We start from the raw sequence: 15,967 nt of genomic DNA on the forward strand, positions 1-15,967 counted from the left end.
TTATCCTCCGAATGGGTGTTGAAAGTTGATTTGTGTTAATTGTGGTTGAGATGCGTGAATAAAGCTGTTGCTGGTATAAATCTGGTCAATCAAGCCATCAAACACCGACAGCCCTTTGCTAAAAATACCGTGAGTGGCATACAGCACGATGCGCTGACAATTCAATGCACGCAAACCTTGTGCAATACCAATAAACGTCATGCCTCCATCGCAAATATCATCGGTAATCACCGCGGTTTTACCGCTTAAATCATCAGCCAGCACTTCGCTGCGCAGAATGCGTCCAGTGCTCGGGTCTCGCTTTTTTTCGCAATACACCATGCGCGGTGTGTTAAAGGCTTTTTGTATCGCTTCACAACGTGGCACAGCACCTTTATCAGGACAAATCAACACCGTGTTTTGGTCGCGCAGTAAGGTGCTTAACGACTCACTGTGCGCGATGATGGTTTCGGGCAACACATTGTGCGCTTGGGTGAGTGACAGACTGACTGCGCTGTGCGCATCCCAGACGGCTATTTGACGTTTTGGATGGAGATGTAACAATTTCGCCATGACATCCATCGAGAATGCTTGCCCCGTCGCACACACGCGATCTTGGCGCGCGTACGGCAGGTAAGGCAACTCCAGATCAATCTGCACATCAGGTGAATGACGCAACAGCGCATCTTCGAGCAACAACAAATCCATCATCCCGTCACTGCTTCGCACATTCGCACGAATAAGCACCTCTGTCATTGGCTCCTCGGGTAAGTTCGTTAGCTGCACATGACGCTCACCGCCAGAAAAGCCGATGAACTGAGCAATGATTTGAATCTGGTTTGATATTTGGACGGTGATGCTCATGAGGCGCTCCTTGTTGATTGGCTATATATTGGCATAAAGCCAATATATATGTCAAGTGAGTTTACGGTGTTTATGCTTTGGCGTAACAGGTGACAAGGTGATTAAAATGGTTCTAAATCAGAACCACTTATTCCTTAATTTTAAGTCCACTTCCGCTTTTTACTGGCGCTGCATCCACCCCGCTTCTATAATCCCCCCATCAACCTCAGGAGGGTACAAAATGAGTATTAATTGGAAAGAAAAAGCCGCGCAAGTCAAAGCCAATTTAGATGGTCGTGCATTCATCAACGGCGTTCGTGTCAACGCAGTGGACAACGACACTTTCGCTTGCATCAGTCCTTTAGATGGCACCAAGCTAATTGATATCGCCCGTTGCAAAAAGGCAGACGTGGACAACGCCGTCACCGTGGCGCGTGCTGCATTTGAAGATGGACGTTGGGCGCACATGTCACCGAAGCGTCGCAAAGAAATTTTGATTAAGTTCGCTGATTTAATTGTGGCAAATGCACACGAACTGGCCGTAACCGAAACATTGGATATGGGTAAACCCGTGTCGAACGCTCTGGCGGTTGACGTGAATGCCGCACAAAACACGATTCGTTGGTTCGGTGAAGCGATTGATAAAGTGTATGACGAAGTCGCACCGACGCCGCGCGATTCGCTTGCACTGATTACGCGTGAACCCGTCGGCGTGGTCGCCGCGATTGTGCCGTGGAATTATCCTTTGCTCATGACCAGCTGGAAAATCGCGCCCGCATTAGCAACAGGTAACTCCGTGATTCTCAAACCATCCGAAAAATCGCCACTAACAGCATTTCGTTTGGCAGAGTTGGCATTAGAAGCTGGCATTCCAGCAGGTGTCTTTAATGTGCTGCCCGGTTATGGTCACGAAGCGGGTGCAGCCATGGCCGAACACATGGACATCGACTGTGTCGCTTTCACTGGCTCAACCGCCGTGGGTAAACGCATCATGGCCGCCGCTGCGAACTCAAACCTCAAACGGGCATGGATGGAGCTCGGCGGTAAATCACCGAACATCGTCTTCGCCGACGCGCCAAACCTTGACGAAGCAGCTGCCGCTGCCGCTGGCAATGTGTTTTACAACCAAGGCGAGAGCTGCAACGCTCCAACGCGCCTGTATGTCGAAGCATCTATCAAAGACGAATTCATGGCAAAGGTCGCCGCACACGTTGCATCATTCAAACCGGCTGACCCGCTCGATGGCGACACCACCATGGGTGCCATTGTTGATGACATCCAAATGAACTCCGTGCTCAAGTACATTGAGTCTGGTAAAAACGAAGGTGCAGAGCTCATCGCAGGCGGCTCTCGCGCGCGTGTGGAGACAGGCGGCTACTACATTGAACCGACGATTTTCATCGCCAAACCTGAGATGACGATTGTACGCGAAGAAATTTTCGGCCCAGTTCTTGCCGCCATGACATTTGAGACTGAAGCTGAGGCCATCGCACTGGCCAACGACACCGAATACGGCCTACAAGCAGCGGTTTGGACAGCGAACATCTCTAAAGCACACCGCGTCGCTCGCGCCATCAAAGCAGGCACCGTACACGTCAATCAATACAATGACGACGACATCACCGTGCCATTTGGTGGTTACAAACAGTCAGGCAACGGCCGCGACAAGTCACTGCACGCATTGGACAAATACACCGAATTAAAAACAACGTGGATCAAAATAGACGAGGCTTAAGCCCTCATCAATGAATCAGAACGTTTAACACCTACTTATCACATACATCATGACAACATTACACGCTCCTACTTATTACGCCGCCACGGCCAATCCATCACCAGATCGCCCTGCTCTCAACACTGACGTTGAGATTGACATCTGTATCATTGGTGCGGGCTATACGGGTTTATCAACGGGTTTATTTTTGGCAGAGAACGGCTTTAAAGTCGCCATCGTCGAGGCCGCCAAAATCGGGTTTGGTGCAACAGGTCGCAACGGTGGCCAAATCGTCAACAGCTACAGCCGAGACATCGACACCATCGAGAAACAAGTTGGCGTGGACGGCGCGAAAGTATTTGGCCAAATGGCTTTTGAAGGCAATCGCATCATCCGCGAACGCATTGCCAAATACAACATTGATTGTGATTTAAAAAATGGTGGCGTATTTGCCGCGTTCACCAGCAAGCAAATGGGTCACTTGGAACACCAAAAGAAACTCTGGGCTCGCCATGGTCACAACGAAGTCGAGTTGCTCGATAAAAACCAATTGCGTGACATTGTGAACACAGATATCTACGTGGGCGGCTCGATTGATCATTCTGGCGGTCACTTCCATTCTTTGAATCTGGCACTGGGCGAAGCAGCAGCTTTTGAATCACTCGGTGGCGTAATTTATGAGCAATCACCGGTAACCAGCATTGAGCGCGGTGCTCAACCGATTGTCCGTACTGCCAAAGGCAGTGTCAAGGCACGTATTGTCGTCGTGGCTGGCAACGCTTATTTGGGTGGAATTGTCCCTGAATTGGCGGCAAAATCGATGCCTTGCGGCAGCCAAGTCGTCACCACTGAACAACTGCCTGATGACATGGCAAAAAGCCTGCTGCCCAAAGGCTACTGTGTCGAAGACTGCAACTACCTGCTCGACTACTATCGCCTCACAGGCGACAATCGACTGTTGTTCGGCGGCGGTGTTATTTATGGCGCGCGTGATCCTGCCAATGTTGAAGCCATCATCCGTCCGAAACTCGAAAAAACATTCCCACAACTCAAAGGCGTCAAAATCGACTTTGCATGGACGGGGAATTTCTTGCTCACGCTGTCACGCTTACCACAAGTGGGTATCCTTGGTGACCACCAAAATATCTTTTACTCACAAGGCTGCTCAGGTCACGGCATCACTTATACCCATTTGGCGGGTAAAGTGCTATCAGAAGCCATCATGGGACAACGCGACCGATTCAACGCATTTGCCAAACTGCCGCATTACCCATTTCCTGGTGGACGATTGTTCCGCGTGCCTTTCACAGCAGCAGGTGCCGTTTACTACTCACTGAGAGACAGATTTGGGCTGTGATGGTTTTCAAAGTTTCACACTTTAGAGACGCGATTCATCGCGTCTCTTTTATTGTCCACAAAATCCTCCGTAAAATGCGTTTTCAATATCTGTCTATTTTTAAATTTGACTATAATTCTTCATCTGGATTCACCATCATAAAACCCAACAAGAGAGAACAGCATGCAACTCATCCAGTCAGCCATCCTATTTCCCACCGCTCCACACGCACGATATTTGACCTTTGATTTAAAAGCGGGCGTGGATACAGCGACGATAAGCGCATCACTGAAGTCATTATCAACCCAGACGGATGGCCAGTATCTGTTAATTGGTATTGGTGTACCTTTGGTATCGGCGTTGGGTTGCAGCATTCCTGATTTGCGTGAATTTCCACGCGAATTGCGCATGGGCGACTCACAACCTGCAGCTGCGTTATGGTGTTGGTTGCGCGGCGATGAGCGTGGTGAGCTGTGGCAACGCGGGCATGAGCTGACCGCGTTACTACAGTCGGCTTTCATTCTACGTCAATGCGTGGATGGTTTCACACACCGAGGCGGCCATGATTTGACAGGTTTTCAAGACGGTACGGAAAATCCCAAAGGCAATGCCGCTGTGGCTACCGCGATTGTGGGCAAAACCGCACCCGATGGTTTGCACGGCTCAAGCTTCGTCGCTGTTCAGCAATGGTTACATCAGTGGGCAACGTTTAATGCGATGAGCAAAACAGATCAAGACAACGCCATCGGCCGCGAACGCGTGAGCAACGATGAGTTAGAAGACGCGCCAGAATCTGCACACGTCAAACGCACGGCGCAAGAAAGTTTCGAGCCTGAAGCGTTCGTTGTGCGTCGTTCCATGCCGTGGACGAATGGAGATGAGGGCGGCTTGATGTTCACCTCGTTTGGCCACAACCTTGATGGGTTTGAAGTTCAGTGGCGACGTATGCTGGGCTTGGATGATGGTATCAAGGATGCCTTGTTTCAATTCTCCGAACCAATGACCCATGATTATTTTTGGTGCCCACCCATGCTTGAAGGACATTTGGATTTACGTGCTTTGGGTCTATAAGACAAGTACAGAAAAACTAAAAAACTTGATTTATCAAGCGTACATGGAAAGCGAACACTTACTTTTTGTACACCTTTAGTTCATTTGAATCGATTTTTGACGTATGACTCAGCCTTGCACCACTTGTGGCGCATGTTGCGCCCATTTTCGCGTGTCTTTTTACTGGGGACAAACCACCGCCCATCCTGAGGGCACAGTCCCCGAGGCACTTACGACAGCAGTTTCGCCGTACTATGTTGCCATGCGGGGCACAAATCAAAAGAATCCGCGTTGCGTGGCTTTGACGGGGGAAATAGGCCAACGCAGCATTTGCCAAATTTATGAGCAGCGTTCTACCACGTGTAGGGAGTTTGCCATGGGGTCTGAGCCTTGCCAGAGAGCACGGGCGCACTGCGGTTTACCGCCTGTGACCGTTTTGTCGACGGGTGTGTAACACCCAATCAAAAAACAAGTTCGATTTGACAGCCACCCCACTCTTACTGCATGATGGCTCATCATGTTGATCTATTTACTCAAATCCCGATTTCAAAATCTACTACGCCCACTGGTGGTAACCTTACATACATGTGGTATCACCGCCAATCAAGTGACCCTCACCGCTTGCGCCATTTCGGTTGTGCTCGGCCTATCGTTGTACACCCTCGATGCGCCACGTTGGGGGTTTTTTCTCATACCACTCTGGTTTTTTATTCGCATGGCATTTAATGCCATTGATGGCATGTTGGCACGAGAATTTCACCAGCAGTACACGCTGGGCGCGTACCTCATTGAATTAACCGATGTGCTATCTGATGCGGCTCTCTACCATTTGGCTTGTGCAATTAATTGGCTGCGGGCTACTAATCCGCATGACAATAAGTCATTCAAACAACTCTTTCCAAAACACCTATTTCGACTTCACGATATAATGGCCAACCTTAAATAGTGGAGGAATCATGAAAAAAAATATCTTTGGCCTAATTTTATTGTGCTTTGGCACACAAGCCATGTCTGCGCCCAACGAAGTAGAAATCGAAAGCGCGTGGGCTGCCGCCGAAAAAGCCCAAGTCGTGGGACCAACCAAAGTCACCATCGCCAACCAAGCAGACATCAGCATCCCAAAAGGCTTTAGCTTCATCCCAAAACAAGAAGCTCAACTTACCATGACCGCCATGGGTAATGGCATCGACGAAGACTTACAAGGCTTGATTGTACCCACCGACGCAAGTCAAGCTGGCATGTACACTATTGACTACAGTGCCGAAGGCTACATCAAGGATGATGACGCCAAAGACTTAAATGCCAAAGACATTTTGGCCGATTATAAAGAAGGTACTGAGCAAGGCAATAAAGAACGTGTAGCAAAAGGCTTTCCAGCCATGGAGTTGTCTGGTTGGGCACAAGAACCTGTTTATGATGAAAAGCTGCATCGTCTGACGTGGGCATTAAAGGCCAATGACAAAGGCATTGCTCCAAGTGACGAAGACACCATCAACCACCAAACCCGCCTTTTGGGACGTGAGGGTGTCATCAGCATCACTTGGCTCGCTTCTTTAAAGGACCTTAATGCTGCCAACAAATCACAAATCGACGCAATAACGGCTGGTGTGCAATACGTTGACGGTAAGAAATATGAAAACTTCAGTGCCAGCGCAGGCGATAAGGTCGCCGAATACGGTTTAGCGGCTCTAATCACTGGTGCTGCAGCGAAGAAGCTCGGTTTGTTTGCCATTATTGCTGCATTCTTGGCCAAATTTGCCAAATTTGGCATCATCGCGCTGTTTGCCGCATTTCCTATATTCAAACGACTGTTTAAGAAAAAGGATCTGCCCGCTTCAGAATCAAGCACACATGCGGAATCAAAGAACTCAGCAGAATCCGAGCAACAGACGCCACCTGCATCAGCAACCACTGAAGCACAGGCTCAACAAGAATTAAAAGACACCACAAAACTGTAACAAGCACCCGATTCATTTAACCTGGTAGGACTCAGACATACTGAAAGGCCAATGACCGATCATCATTGGCCTTTCTATATTCTCAAGATATTTTTATGAGTAGGCTCTGTCGGCCGTACCCAGACAACTCGTCAAAGCGTATAATTGAGCGGCATTCTTCACCTACTTGTATGCACTCCCAATCAAGTCACGGGAGTACTTTTGATGATTCTTAACATCTTTTTGACAGATTTTTGGAGCCTATATGTCTATTCAACGCATCGACAGCAACAACCGCATGAGCCAACTCGTCATTTATAACGGCATCGCCTATCTTGCAGGCCAAGTGGACGAAACCAGTGTCATCGGCCGTCCTGCAGGCGAACAAACAGCCAACATCCTCAAACAAATCGACGCTTATTTGGCCAAAGCAGGCACAGACAAAACCAAGCTACTGACCACCACGATTTATTTGGCTGATATGGCAGACTTCGCAGCCATGAACGCGGCTTGGGAAGCATGGGTATCACCACAAGGTTTGCCCACACGCGCCACAGTTGAAGCTAAGCTTGCTAGTCCCGAATACACCGTTGAAATCGTCGTCAGCGCAGCGATTTAATCTCTGAAATCAACGATTTCATCCCCAAAAAGCCAAGCGCCTCGCTTGGCTTTTTTTCACCCGTAAAATCCCGTATAATCATGCGGTTATGATTTAATCAACACTCAACCCCCTCTTATTGGAGATAAAATGTTTTCACAAGATGAAGATCAAGACCAAAAAGTAGTACTCATCGTCGTTGCCGCATTGGTCAGTTTAATCATTGCAGGCGTCATTGCTTTCTCAGCCATGAGTGGTTCTTCAAGCGACACGAAAAACAATGCCGCGACCACAGCCTCTACATCGACTATTGAGCAGAATAAAGACGCAGGCGCAACAGCGAATGCAACAGCGAATGCAACAGCGAATGCAGCAGCGACAAGCGGTACTGCGACACTCGAACTCAAAGACGACGAATCAAAGGTCATTGTTGAAAATGGCGTAGTTAAGTTTTACTTCGCTTCAGGCAAAGCGGACTTAGCCGCTGGTGCCAACGACGCCTTGGCTGATGTCGTCAAAGGCATCAAAGGTGGTCAAAAAGCCACCATCTCTGGCTATCATGACAGCACTGGTGATCCAGCTAAAAATGCTGAGTTGGCAAAAAAACGTGCCACATCTGTGCGTGATGCCATCGTTGCACTTGGTGTCCCAGCAGATGCTTTGGAGTTGAAAAAGCCTGAGCAGATGGAAATCAAAGGCAACAACGCTCAAGCCCGTCGTGTTGAAGTGACACTGGTTAAGTAATCTTGACATCATCCACCCAAAAACACCTTCGTTGAGTAAACGAAGGTGTTTTTAATTTATGGTGACACCAGCGCATTTTTCTGGATTTGGCCTAGATATTTTTGTTTGGCCAACTCAATTAATTGCGCCCTAACCAATTCGAATGGAGGTAAGTCTTTTGGAACACGTGGTTCATCAACCATCAAAATCACATGATAACCAAACTGTGTTTTGGCAGGAATGCTAGAGTACTCACCTTTTTTTAGTTTTGCAGCAGCTTCTGCAAACTCAGGAACCCACGTATTAAGCCGCGCCCAACCAAGATCACCGCCCTTATTCTTATTGCCATAATCTAATGATTTTTTGGCCAGTTTTGTAAATGCAACACCACGGTCTAGCTGCTTAATAACCTCAATCGCCTGTTCCTCTGTTTTCAGCAAAATATGCCGCAAGTGATACTCCGTGAACGAACTCACCTGTTCATCATATACTGCCCTCAAGTCCTCATCTGTTGGCTGGTAAGCTTGTACTTGCCGTCTCAAATACTCTATAGCCAAAAGCTGACTTTCCTGCAGATACAACCTGGCCTTCATGGGACGTGAGTCAGCAATCCCTTGTTTTTTGGCCAGCTCTGCCAAGGCTAGATACTCACGCAATGATCGTTGCAGTTCAGATATTTGTAACGAATCTGGCTCTTCATTATTGTTGCTGTCAATTTCCTGGGTCATCAACACTGACAACAATTCTTCCTCACTAAACGTTTGCGCACGGGCAGGAAAAAACAACAATATGGAACAAAGTGATATACACGAGACCAGCAGCCTGTGGTTGAATTTAGGTAATGTATTCATACGTTTTCTTTAAATGTTTAAACCTCAGCCAATTGTGCGGCAAGCCTTTCTTGCTCCTGCGCATGCGTCACGTCATCCATGGCTCGATATGCTTGAGCGAGGCCGTAATGTGCTTGAGCAGTGGGGCGAATACTGATGCTGTCGACAAAACTTTTTTTGGCACGCCCCCAGATTTGGGCTTTAAGACACAGTTGACCTGTGGCCAAGTGGAGTTGTGCATCTGGCTGATTGAGTGCTTGACGTTGTTTGTCCCACGCGTCAAGCATTTTGAGTTGAGCAGTCAGAGACTCTGCGTCACTGGCTTGAGTATAAAGTTTGAGAAGCTGAGGACGCCAAGTATCACGTTGAGCCTCTTCGATAACACGGCGTGCGTGACCCAGTGCCTCGGTACGAATCAGCGCTTTGGCATAAGCTGTGATGACGTCATCATTGGCACGAACATCGTCGGGCATGTCTTTATATAAAGCAGTCAAATAACTCGCACTGCTGGTTTCGTCGTTGGATAGGCCAATGATGGCTTGGGACTGCCAGTGGCTTTTTGTGGCCAAAGGAACCTGCCATTTTTTGTCCAATGAAATCTGCAAAACCTCGTGCCAGTGATTTGCCGCAGCGTGAGCACTGACGCGCAAGGCTTGGTAACGCTCACTGTGCTTTCGCAGCTGTCCCGAAACGCCATCCAAATGAGTCAAAGCCGCCGATGCATCACCTTTAGCCAAAGCCATTTCCGCATTTTGTAACGCTTTGGCATCCGCGAAGTCAGCTTTGTCATCCAGACTGTCGAGTTGACCAAGCCATTCTGTGGCTTCATGTGGCTTGTTTTGCGCATGAGCACTCGCCGCACCGAGCAAGGCAGCCAAACCTGCGGCTTGTGGATGACACGCAGCGATTTTTGCCGCTTTGTCCGCATGAGCCCAACGACCTTCGTGCAAGGCTAAAGTGGCTGTTTGCAACGCAGACAGAGAGCGATTTTCACGCTTTTGGCTACGCCAATCACGCCAACGTTCGGGCAAACCCACCATCGTGGCATACAAGCGCCATAAACCAATTAAAACCGCAACCGTGGCCAGCAGTAACAAAGCCACAACAAACAACTTCATCGTGACGCGGTATGACGCGACGTTAACGATGACTTCACCAGGATAGTGACGGGCAGTATAGGCAATCCCTGCAGCGAGCGCGACAATGAGCAAAAGCCAAAAAATCTGTTTGAACAATTTCATCACACACCGCCTTTCACACCAGATTGACCATCAGGTGTATTCGGCGCAGCAGGTGTGGTAGATGGCATAGGATTTTGCGCTGCCCCAATCGCCTGCGCACTCATTGCCGCTCGGGTCTGCTGCAGTGCGAGGGTGACAACATTTAAATCTGGTACTGTCGCCCAAGTGGTTTGCTCAATCAGTGGCTTTAAACCACTAAGCACCGACTGGCTACCGCCGTCTCCCCATTGGGTCAATAAGTCGTTTGCAGCCTTGGCATGTGTTTGGGCTTGTGGCCACTGACCGCTTTGCGCAGCGAGCTGAGCAAGCAGTAAGCGCGCATGGATGCTTTGTTTAATCAATGCTGCTTTTGACTCATCAAGCACTTTTTCAGATGACGCATCGACTTTTTCAACAACAATCACATCCTTCAAACTGGCCATCAAGCTGGCCCAAAATCCTGTGGCTGGCGCGCTGTCAACAGCGGCAGCTGGTTCGCTGACTTTGGTTCGCAGTTGAATACTGTCAGCAGCCACACTGGCTTGCTGCAATGCCGTTAAATAAGACACCGATTGCGTGCTTTGCCATGCTTGAACTTGGGTTTCAGCCTGCGTAAGGGCAGCAAGGGCAGGTGCAAAGTTGGCGTCACGAGACGATTGCAATTGTACTTTCAAAGATTGAATTTGCTGCAACAGCGCCGCACTATCCCAACGTTGTTTGAAATCCTGCTGCGCGGCTTGCCACTGCCACTGAGCATCCACTGCCGTTAAAAGCGCATTGCCTTGCGCACTATTGATGGACAGTGTAATGGGTGTGAGATTGTTGACGGTGGGTGTAGGCGTGCTGGTTGTATTCGTGGCATTCGCAGCAACACCCGACTCAGCGGGCGCCACAGTGGTCACTGGCGCTACGCTTGATGGCGTAGTCGCATCATTGATAACTGGGTTGGGAGTGACAGAGGTGGTTGGTGCGGCTGCATTGGGTGTAGCTGTCGTAGAGTTATCAGCAACCGCCGTAGGTGCAGAGACTGCCGTCTCTTGCTTTGCCTTCATCGCCACAGGCAGATACTGGTCCAAAGCACCTTGTTCATAAGCGATATAACCTGAGCCACCCAAAACGCCGAGTACCAGCAGATACATTAACGAGCGTTTGAAGCCAGAGCGCTTTTTGGTCTGCTCAACAGCAACGCTGGGGGTGTTTTCGGTAGAGTGTTCCATTGGTTTATGTCTTTCATGGTTCGAGCCGCTCGATGCGACTGTTGCAAATAAGTATTGCACCATTGTAAAACAAAACATCTTGGGACTGAATGTTCTTGTACCTTTAATTGATTTGGCGCGAATACTCAATCAATGCATTCGCCATCAATGAAGCAGGCACCACAACCACATCCGTAAAGCCTTTTCCATGAGCGGCAGCCGCAATCGCAGGATGTAGGGTGACTAATTTTTGCTGACGCAACAACGGCCAATCAGATTCGGGCACATTCGCCATCAATGCCAATAAGCCATCCGCACTGGTCACAGAGAGCACAACGCCACTTGTATTCAAAGCGGAGCAAAAAGCACCGCGTTGTGCCGCAGACCACGCGAGCGCATCTCGCCGATAACACGACCACACATCGACAGACACATTGGCTTGCTGCAGTCGTTGTATGAACGTGTCTCGCCCGATTTGGGCTCGCACGATGAGCACGGTTTGCCCAGACTGAACGAGATTGTTTTGCCGCAAGGCACGCCACAAACCATCCGAATCCTGAGCATCATCCAAAGCTGGTGTCACCAATCGTACATGAGGCCAATGCTGCGCAATCGCTTGTGCACTGCCCTGCCCCACAACCGCTGCCCAAGTGGGTTCGTGCCAATCCAAGCCCAATTGAGTTAATCGCTGCCCAGCAAATGCCACAGCATGTTGGCTGACAAACATCACCCCCGCATAAGACGACCAGCTTTGACATAAATGCTGCTCTTGTTCTGCATCCACATAAGGAGAAACAGTCATCGTCGGCAACTCTAGAACAGGCACAACCTCTGCCTCTAAAACGGCCATAACACGATCGTGCACAGGCAGCGGGCGAGTGAGAATGACCGTACGGCTCATGATTAAACCGCAGCAGAAGACAGGTGATCAAGAATCTCCTGAGCACCCTGCTTGTACAAATCATGGACAACTTGCTCGCCCAACTGTTGCGCCGCCATCAGCGCCCCACGAGCTTGGCTATGCAATACACGAGAACCATCAGGCATGGCCAAACTGGCACGTAAAAACAATTGCCCAGCCTCAACCACCGCGTGCGCGGCCAATGGTGTTTGACAAGAACCTCCCAATGCACGAGAAACCGCTCGCTCCGCTTCTGTACACGCGGTGGTGTCTACATCCTGCAAAGGTTTAAGCAACTGCGCCACATCCTCTCGATGGCTGGCAATCTCAATACCCAACGCACCTTGACCAGCAGAAGGCAGTGATTCATCCAAACTCAATAGGGCTTTGATACGCACAGCCATATCCAGGCGCTTGACACCCGCTGCAGCGAGAATAATGGCATCGTATTGGCCTTCGTCTAATTTACGAAGCCGGGTATCCAGATTACCGCGCAACGATTCTATGATCAGATGTGGGTAGCGGTGCTTGATTTGTGCAGCACGGCGCAAGCTGGATGTGCCCACCACTGCACCGTGAGGTAAATCGCTTAAATTCGTATACTGATTTGAGATAAAAGCATCGTGCGCATCTTCACGAGCCATCACACAGGACAAGGTGAACCCATCGGGCAACGTCATCGGCACATCTTTCAACGAATGTACCGCCAAGTCAGCTCGACCGTCGGCCAATGCGGCCTCAAGCTCTTTGACAAACAGACCTTTGCCACCGATTTTGGACAAACTCTGATCCAAAATCTGATCACCGCGTGTGGTCATCCCCAGCAACTCAACGGTTAAATCAGGATGGCAGCGCATCAACTGCGCTTTGACGAAATGGGCCTGCCACAAAGCAAGACGAGACTCGCGCGTGGCGATGATGAGTTTTTGAGTCATAATTTTTTTACTGAAAAATAATATGGGGTGAGCCATGCTCACCCCATATTGTAACGCGAAGCGATTAAAGCCCGATATCAAATCGGCGCAATACCCTGCTCTTCTAATGCTTTAATGACCGCAGGGCGCGCTTGAATCGCGGCAACCATTTTTTTCAATCCGCTGTATGGTGCCAACGGCAAGCCCATGCTAGCCGCCCAACGATAAGTCACATAAATATAAATATCCGCAGATGAATATTGGTTATTCGCAATCCAATCGTTCTGTTGATACTCACCATCGACATGGGCGAACAAATCAAGCAACTGTTCTGTGGCCAATTGTTTCACCATCGGGAAATCGGCTTCGTTCTGAGTAAATCGTTGCGGACGAAACAGTGGCGCAAAAGTTGGGTGAATGTCAGAGTTGGCAAACGACAGCCAGCGCAACGCTTGTGCATGCGCCAACGTACCCAATTTTGGATAAACCACGCCCATTTTTCCAGCCGCTTCACCCAATGCAGCCAAATATTCAACAATCGCTATGTTTTGTGTAATCACAGTGCCATCGTCTAACTGTAATGCGGGCACTTTTCCCAGCGGATTAATCTTGTCCAAATACTCAGCTCGGCCACTGTCATTAGGACGGGGAGCAGGTTTTGCAACAACGTCTAAACCCAACTCACGCGCAGTGATATGAGGCACCAGTGAGCAAGCACCTGCAAAGAAATATAACGTACTCATTAAAAACTCCTTATTAAAAAATTATCCATTACAAACGAGGCTTAACACACTGCAAAAAACCATCAATCTTCTCGCGCGCATCAAGAGGAAAACGTGGGAGTGTTTGACGTGCCACATCGCGTGACATCGCCCCCATCGCGGCACCGACATACGTCCAGCTATTGATGTGAAAAACTCCTTGCTTACCATGCTTCACATAGCCATCGGCATCAATCAAGCTATGCGCACGCACTTGCTAAAAAGGTGTATCTCGACACAGGCCGTCATAGTGCATTCGCAGAAAATTTCGAATGCCTTCCCAAACCATCAATTAGCACTGTTAAAGTCACCAATCACAGGTTGTGCCACCACCTTGTTTGTATTTGAATATACGAACCAGATTACGCAATTGTTCCAAAATCTGGCCACTAAAGACCCCCACAAAGTCAGATGATAAACCAAGTGCTACTACACATTGCCGACACAAACCTTTTCAAAGCAGCCCAGTTCAAATGTCAACGTGGGCATCAGCTCAATCAAAACCCAAACACGATTTAACTTCATCGGCAGCATGCTCTGCATTCATGTGTTTGCCACTTAATACATACCCCACAATAACAAGCTCTTGTAACGCAATCTGCCACATCCAATCAGCATTCATCGCAATCGCTTGTTTGAGCAACGAAGAATTTTTTCTGGTATTGCATATAGAATAGCACGGCATTATCCAACAGCAAATATGCAGAAAATGAATACCATTAACTCTTTATGGCATTGCCAATACCCATACGAGACAAAACAACTTACCATGCTGCGCCGCACCCAAAATCACAATTGTTTTTACTTCTCGTAAACATAGCCTAGAAACATCCTTTTGTACAGCAAAGAAAATGAGGCATGCGCGCCATTTTCTTTGCGAGTTTATCTAAGACCCAATTTTGAGCCAAATATTATGGCCTCATCTGCTTCTAAATGTCCAGACTCACAGTACGAGGCACCAGCTTAACGATTGAAGGCGTAAGCGTCACATGTAGCCACCTTGAATGAGTCCAAATGACGTGGATATTATGGGCTCTAAAAATCAAATGAGCGTAGATTGAAGCCAGTGGATTGTCTCAAATTGAATATGCCAAACGCCAAGACTTACCACGCAAACAGTTATCGCAATGGGTCAATAAGGTTCGTCAGAACAAAATCCCTCAATCGAAGGGCACGCACAACTGGATGATTTTAAATCAGCAAAAACATTAGCTGCTCTCAATAAGCAACTTAACTTTAAAACCAAAATTTATAATGTTTTTAAATCCCGTATCGCGCACGGTAGGCTGTGACTTTTTCGCGGTACTCGGTCAGCTCGGTACTGTCGGTTTGACTGAGGTAGATGATAAGATCGGCGAGACTGGCAATGGCGTACACAGGGAGGTTGTATTCTGCCTGAACGGCTTGAACCGCCGAGTGCACACCGATATCGGTGTCTGTGCCGCTGCGCTCCATGCGATCTAGTGCGATGAGCACCGCTGCGGGTGTGGCGTTGACCGCTTTGATGATGTCGACCGATTCGCGCACAGATGTCCCCGCTGAGATGACGTCGTCGATGATGACGACCCGCTGACCCGCCATGTCGGCACCTACGAGATGACCGCCTTCGCCGTGGTCTTTGGCTTCTTTTCGGTTGTAGGCGTAGGGGACGTTGTGGCCTTTGGCGGCGAGTGCCATGGCAGTGGCGGCGGCAAGCGTAATTCCTTTGTACGCTGGGCCAAACAGCATGTCAAATTCAAACCCTGCTGCGCGTCGCTCAATCAAGACATCGGCGTACGCATTCGCTAAGGTGAGCAAACTGCTGCCGTCATTAAACAAGCCTGCGTTAAAAAAGTAGGGCGACAGACGACCTGCTTTGGTCTTGAATTCGCCGAAGCGCAGGACGTTTTGATTAAGGGCGAATTGGATGAAGTCGGTGGCGATGGTCATGGCTGTTTTGAGATAGTGTGGGTAAGAGGGTTATGG

Annotated in this window: 19 protein-coding genes; 9 read left to right on the forward strand and 10 right to left on the reverse strand. The window is 49.0% G+C overall.

The features are described 5' to 3' along the window. Positions 1-843, reverse strand: coding sequence for a ribose-phosphate diphosphokinase (prs, locus tag IE082_RS05495; RefSeq protein WP_189492770.1), 843 nt, complete (start codon positions 841-843; stop codon positions 1-3). 220 nt (positions 844-1,063) lie between these two features. Between prs and IE082_RS05500 the strand changes: the two genes are divergently transcribed. The 8 genes from IE082_RS05500 (at position 1,064) to IE082_RS05535 (ending at position 8,201) form a co-directional block, all read left to right on the forward strand. Next, positions 1,064-2,557 carry an aldehyde dehydrogenase gene (locus IE082_RS05500; protein WP_189492773.1) on the forward strand — a complete coding sequence of 498 codons (1,494 nt, stop codon included), beginning with the start codon at positions 1,064-1,066 and terminating at the stop codon, positions 2,555-2,557. Between the two features lie 49 nt (positions 2,558-2,606). Then, positions 2,607-3,893, forward strand: coding sequence for an NAD(P)/FAD-dependent oxidoreductase (locus IE082_RS05505; RefSeq protein ID WP_189492776.1), 1,287 nt, complete (start codon positions 2,607-2,609; stop codon positions 3,891-3,893). Positions 3,894-4,055: 162 nt separating this feature from the next. Beyond that, a complete protein-coding gene (locus IE082_RS05510) occupies positions 4,056-4,943 on the forward strand; it encodes a Dyp-type peroxidase (protein WP_189492780.1) in 888 nt (295 codons plus the stop codon). A gap of 103 nt (positions 4,944-5,046) precedes the next feature. Next, positions 5,047-5,376: a YkgJ family cysteine cluster protein gene (locus tag IE082_RS05515; protein ID WP_189492783.1), complete on the forward strand. Its 330-nt coding sequence runs from the start codon at positions 5,047-5,049 to the stop codon at positions 5,374-5,376. 63 nt (positions 5,377-5,439) lie between these two features. After that, on the forward strand, positions 5,440-5,868 hold the full coding sequence (locus tag IE082_RS05520; protein ID WP_189492786.1) for a CDP-alcohol phosphatidyltransferase family protein: 429 nt from the start codon (positions 5,440-5,442) through the stop codon (positions 5,866-5,868). Between the two features lie 10 nt (positions 5,869-5,878). After that, positions 5,879-6,880, forward strand: coding sequence for a DUF2167 domain-containing protein (locus IE082_RS05525; protein WP_189492789.1), 1,002 nt, complete (start codon positions 5,879-5,881; stop codon positions 6,878-6,880). A gap of 244 nt (positions 6,881-7,124) precedes the next feature. Beyond that, complete coding sequence (locus IE082_RS05530; RefSeq protein ID WP_189492792.1) at positions 7,125-7,478, forward strand: RidA family protein; 354 nt, start codon at positions 7,125-7,127, stop codon at positions 7,476-7,478. Positions 7,479-7,607: 129 nt separating this feature from the next. Beyond that, entirely contained in the window at positions 7,608-8,201 is a 594-nt protein-coding gene (locus IE082_RS05535) for an OmpA family protein (RefSeq protein WP_189492795.1), read from the forward strand. 56 nt (positions 8,202-8,257) lie between these two features. Here IE082_RS05535 and IE082_RS05540 read toward each other — a convergent pair whose 3' ends face one another. The 8 genes from IE082_RS05540 to IE082_RS05575 all read right to left on the reverse strand — a co-directional run bounded on the left by IE082_RS05540 (position 8,258) and on the right by IE082_RS05575 (position 14,687). Continuing rightward, a complete protein-coding gene (locus IE082_RS05540) occupies positions 8,258-9,031 on the reverse strand; it encodes a peptidylprolyl isomerase (RefSeq protein ID WP_189492797.1) in 774 nt (257 codons plus the stop codon). A 17-nt stretch (positions 9,032-9,048) separates the two neighbouring features. Beyond that, a complete protein-coding gene (locus IE082_RS05545) occupies positions 9,049-10,251 on the reverse strand; it encodes a heme biosynthesis protein HemY (protein ID WP_189492799.1) in 1,203 nt (400 codons plus the stop codon). Beyond that, entirely contained in the window at positions 10,251-11,447 is a 1,197-nt protein-coding gene (locus IE082_RS05550) for a hypothetical protein (protein ID WP_189492801.1), read from the reverse strand. Before IE082_RS05550 ends, IE082_RS05545 begins: the two co-directional genes overlap by 1 nt. A 103-nt stretch (positions 11,448-11,550) precedes the next feature. Then, complete coding sequence (locus tag IE082_RS05555) at positions 11,551-12,327, reverse strand: uroporphyrinogen-III synthase (RefSeq protein WP_189492803.1); 777 nt, start codon at positions 12,325-12,327, stop codon at positions 11,551-11,553. A gap of 2 nt (positions 12,328-12,329) precedes the next feature. Then, complete coding sequence (gene hemC / locus IE082_RS05560) at positions 12,330-13,298, reverse strand: hydroxymethylbilane synthase (RefSeq protein WP_189492805.1); 969 nt, start codon at positions 13,296-13,298, stop codon at positions 12,330-12,332. 41 nt (positions 13,299-13,339) lie between these two features. Further along, the gene (locus IE082_RS05565) at positions 13,340-13,984 is read right to left on the reverse strand and encodes a glutathione S-transferase N-terminal domain-containing protein (protein WP_189492806.1); all 645 of its coding nucleotides are present in this window, start codon (positions 13,982-13,984) and stop codon (positions 13,340-13,342) included. 28 nt (positions 13,985-14,012) lie between these two features. Beyond that, positions 14,013-14,201, reverse strand: a complete 189-nt coding sequence (locus IE082_RS05570; protein ID WP_229809739.1) for a hypothetical protein — start codon at positions 14,199-14,201, stop codon at positions 14,013-14,015. A gap of 294 nt (positions 14,202-14,495) precedes the next feature. Then, positions 14,496-14,687: a tryptophan 7-halogenase gene (locus IE082_RS05575; RefSeq protein ID WP_268244681.1), complete on the reverse strand. Its 192-nt coding sequence runs from the start codon at positions 14,685-14,687 to the stop codon at positions 14,496-14,498. A gap of 386 nt (positions 14,688-15,073) precedes the next feature. On the opposite strand from IE082_RS05575, the gene IE082_RS11520 reads away from it, so the two are divergent. Then, the gene (locus IE082_RS11520) at positions 15,074-15,214 is read left to right on the forward strand and encodes a hypothetical protein (protein WP_444542694.1); all 141 of its coding nucleotides are present in this window, start codon (positions 15,074-15,076) and stop codon (positions 15,212-15,214) included. Positions 15,215-15,262: 48 nt separating this feature from the next. Here the strand turns inward: IE082_RS11520 and pyrE are convergent, their stop codons facing one another. After that, positions 15,263-15,931, reverse strand: a complete 669-nt coding sequence (gene pyrE, locus IE082_RS05580) for an orotate phosphoribosyltransferase (protein ID WP_189492812.1) — start codon at positions 15,929-15,931, stop codon at positions 15,263-15,265. Between the last annotated feature and the right edge of the window lie 36 nt (positions 15,932-15,967).

Origin of the sequence: Formosimonas limnophila, from assembly GCF_014652675.1 — a bacterium.
In the GTDB taxonomy this organism is placed as follows: domain Bacteria; phylum Pseudomonadota; class Gammaproteobacteria; order Burkholderiales; family Burkholderiaceae; genus Hydromonas; species Hydromonas limnophila.

Coding starts and splice junctions, on each gene's coding strand:
- IE082_RS05530 (WP_189492792.1), top strand. CDS start 7,125: ATGTCTATTCAACGCATCGACAGCAACAACCGCATGAGCCAACTCGTC.
- IE082_RS05565 (WP_189492806.1), bottom strand. CDS start 13,984: ATGAGTACGTTATATTTCTTTGCAGGTGCTTGCTCACTGGTGCCTCAT.
- IE082_RS05555 (WP_189492803.1), bottom strand. CDS start 12,327: ATGAGCCGTACGGTCATTCTCACTCGCCCGCTGCCTGTGCACGATCGT.
- prs (WP_189492770.1), bottom strand. CDS start 843: ATGAGCATCACCGTCCAAATATCAAACCAGATTCAAATCATTGCTCAG.
- IE082_RS05525 (WP_189492789.1), top strand. CDS start 5,879: ATGAAAAAAAATATCTTTGGCCTAATTTTATTGTGCTTTGGCACACAA.
- IE082_RS05575 (WP_268244681.1), bottom strand. CDS start 14,687: ATGCCGTGCTATTCTATATGCAATACCAGAAAAAATTCTTCGTTGCTC.
- IE082_RS05545 (WP_189492799.1), bottom strand. CDS start 10,251: ATGAAATTGTTCAAACAGATTTTTTGGCTTTTGCTCATTGTCGCGCTC.
- hemC (WP_189492805.1), bottom strand. CDS start 13,298: ATGGCTCACCCCATATTATTTTTCAGTAAAAAAATTATGACTCAAAAA.
- IE082_RS05535 (WP_189492795.1), top strand. CDS start 7,608: ATGTTTTCACAAGATGAAGATCAAGACCAAAAAGTAGTACTCATCGTC.
- IE082_RS05500 (WP_189492773.1), top strand. CDS start 1,064: ATGAGTATTAATTGGAAAGAAAAAGCCGCGCAAGTCAAAGCCAATTTA.
- pyrE (WP_189492812.1), bottom strand. CDS start 15,931: ATGACCATCGCCACCGACTTCATCCAATTCGCCCTTAATCAAAACGTC.
- IE082_RS05540 (WP_189492797.1), bottom strand. CDS start 9,031: ATGAATACATTACCTAAATTCAACCACAGGCTGCTGGTCTCGTGTATA.
- IE082_RS05515 (WP_189492783.1), top strand. CDS start 5,047: ATGACTCAGCCTTGCACCACTTGTGGCGCATGTTGCGCCCATTTTCGC.
- IE082_RS05505 (WP_189492776.1), top strand. CDS start 2,607: ATGACAACATTACACGCTCCTACTTATTACGCCGCCACGGCCAATCCA.
- IE082_RS05520 (WP_189492786.1), top strand. CDS start 5,440: ATGTTGATCTATTTACTCAAATCCCGATTTCAAAATCTACTACGCCCA.
- IE082_RS05510 (WP_189492780.1), top strand. CDS start 4,056: ATGCAACTCATCCAGTCAGCCATCCTATTTCCCACCGCTCCACACGCA.
- IE082_RS05550 (WP_189492801.1), bottom strand. CDS start 11,447: ATGGAACACTCTACCGAAAACACCCCCAGCGTTGCTGTTGAGCAGACC.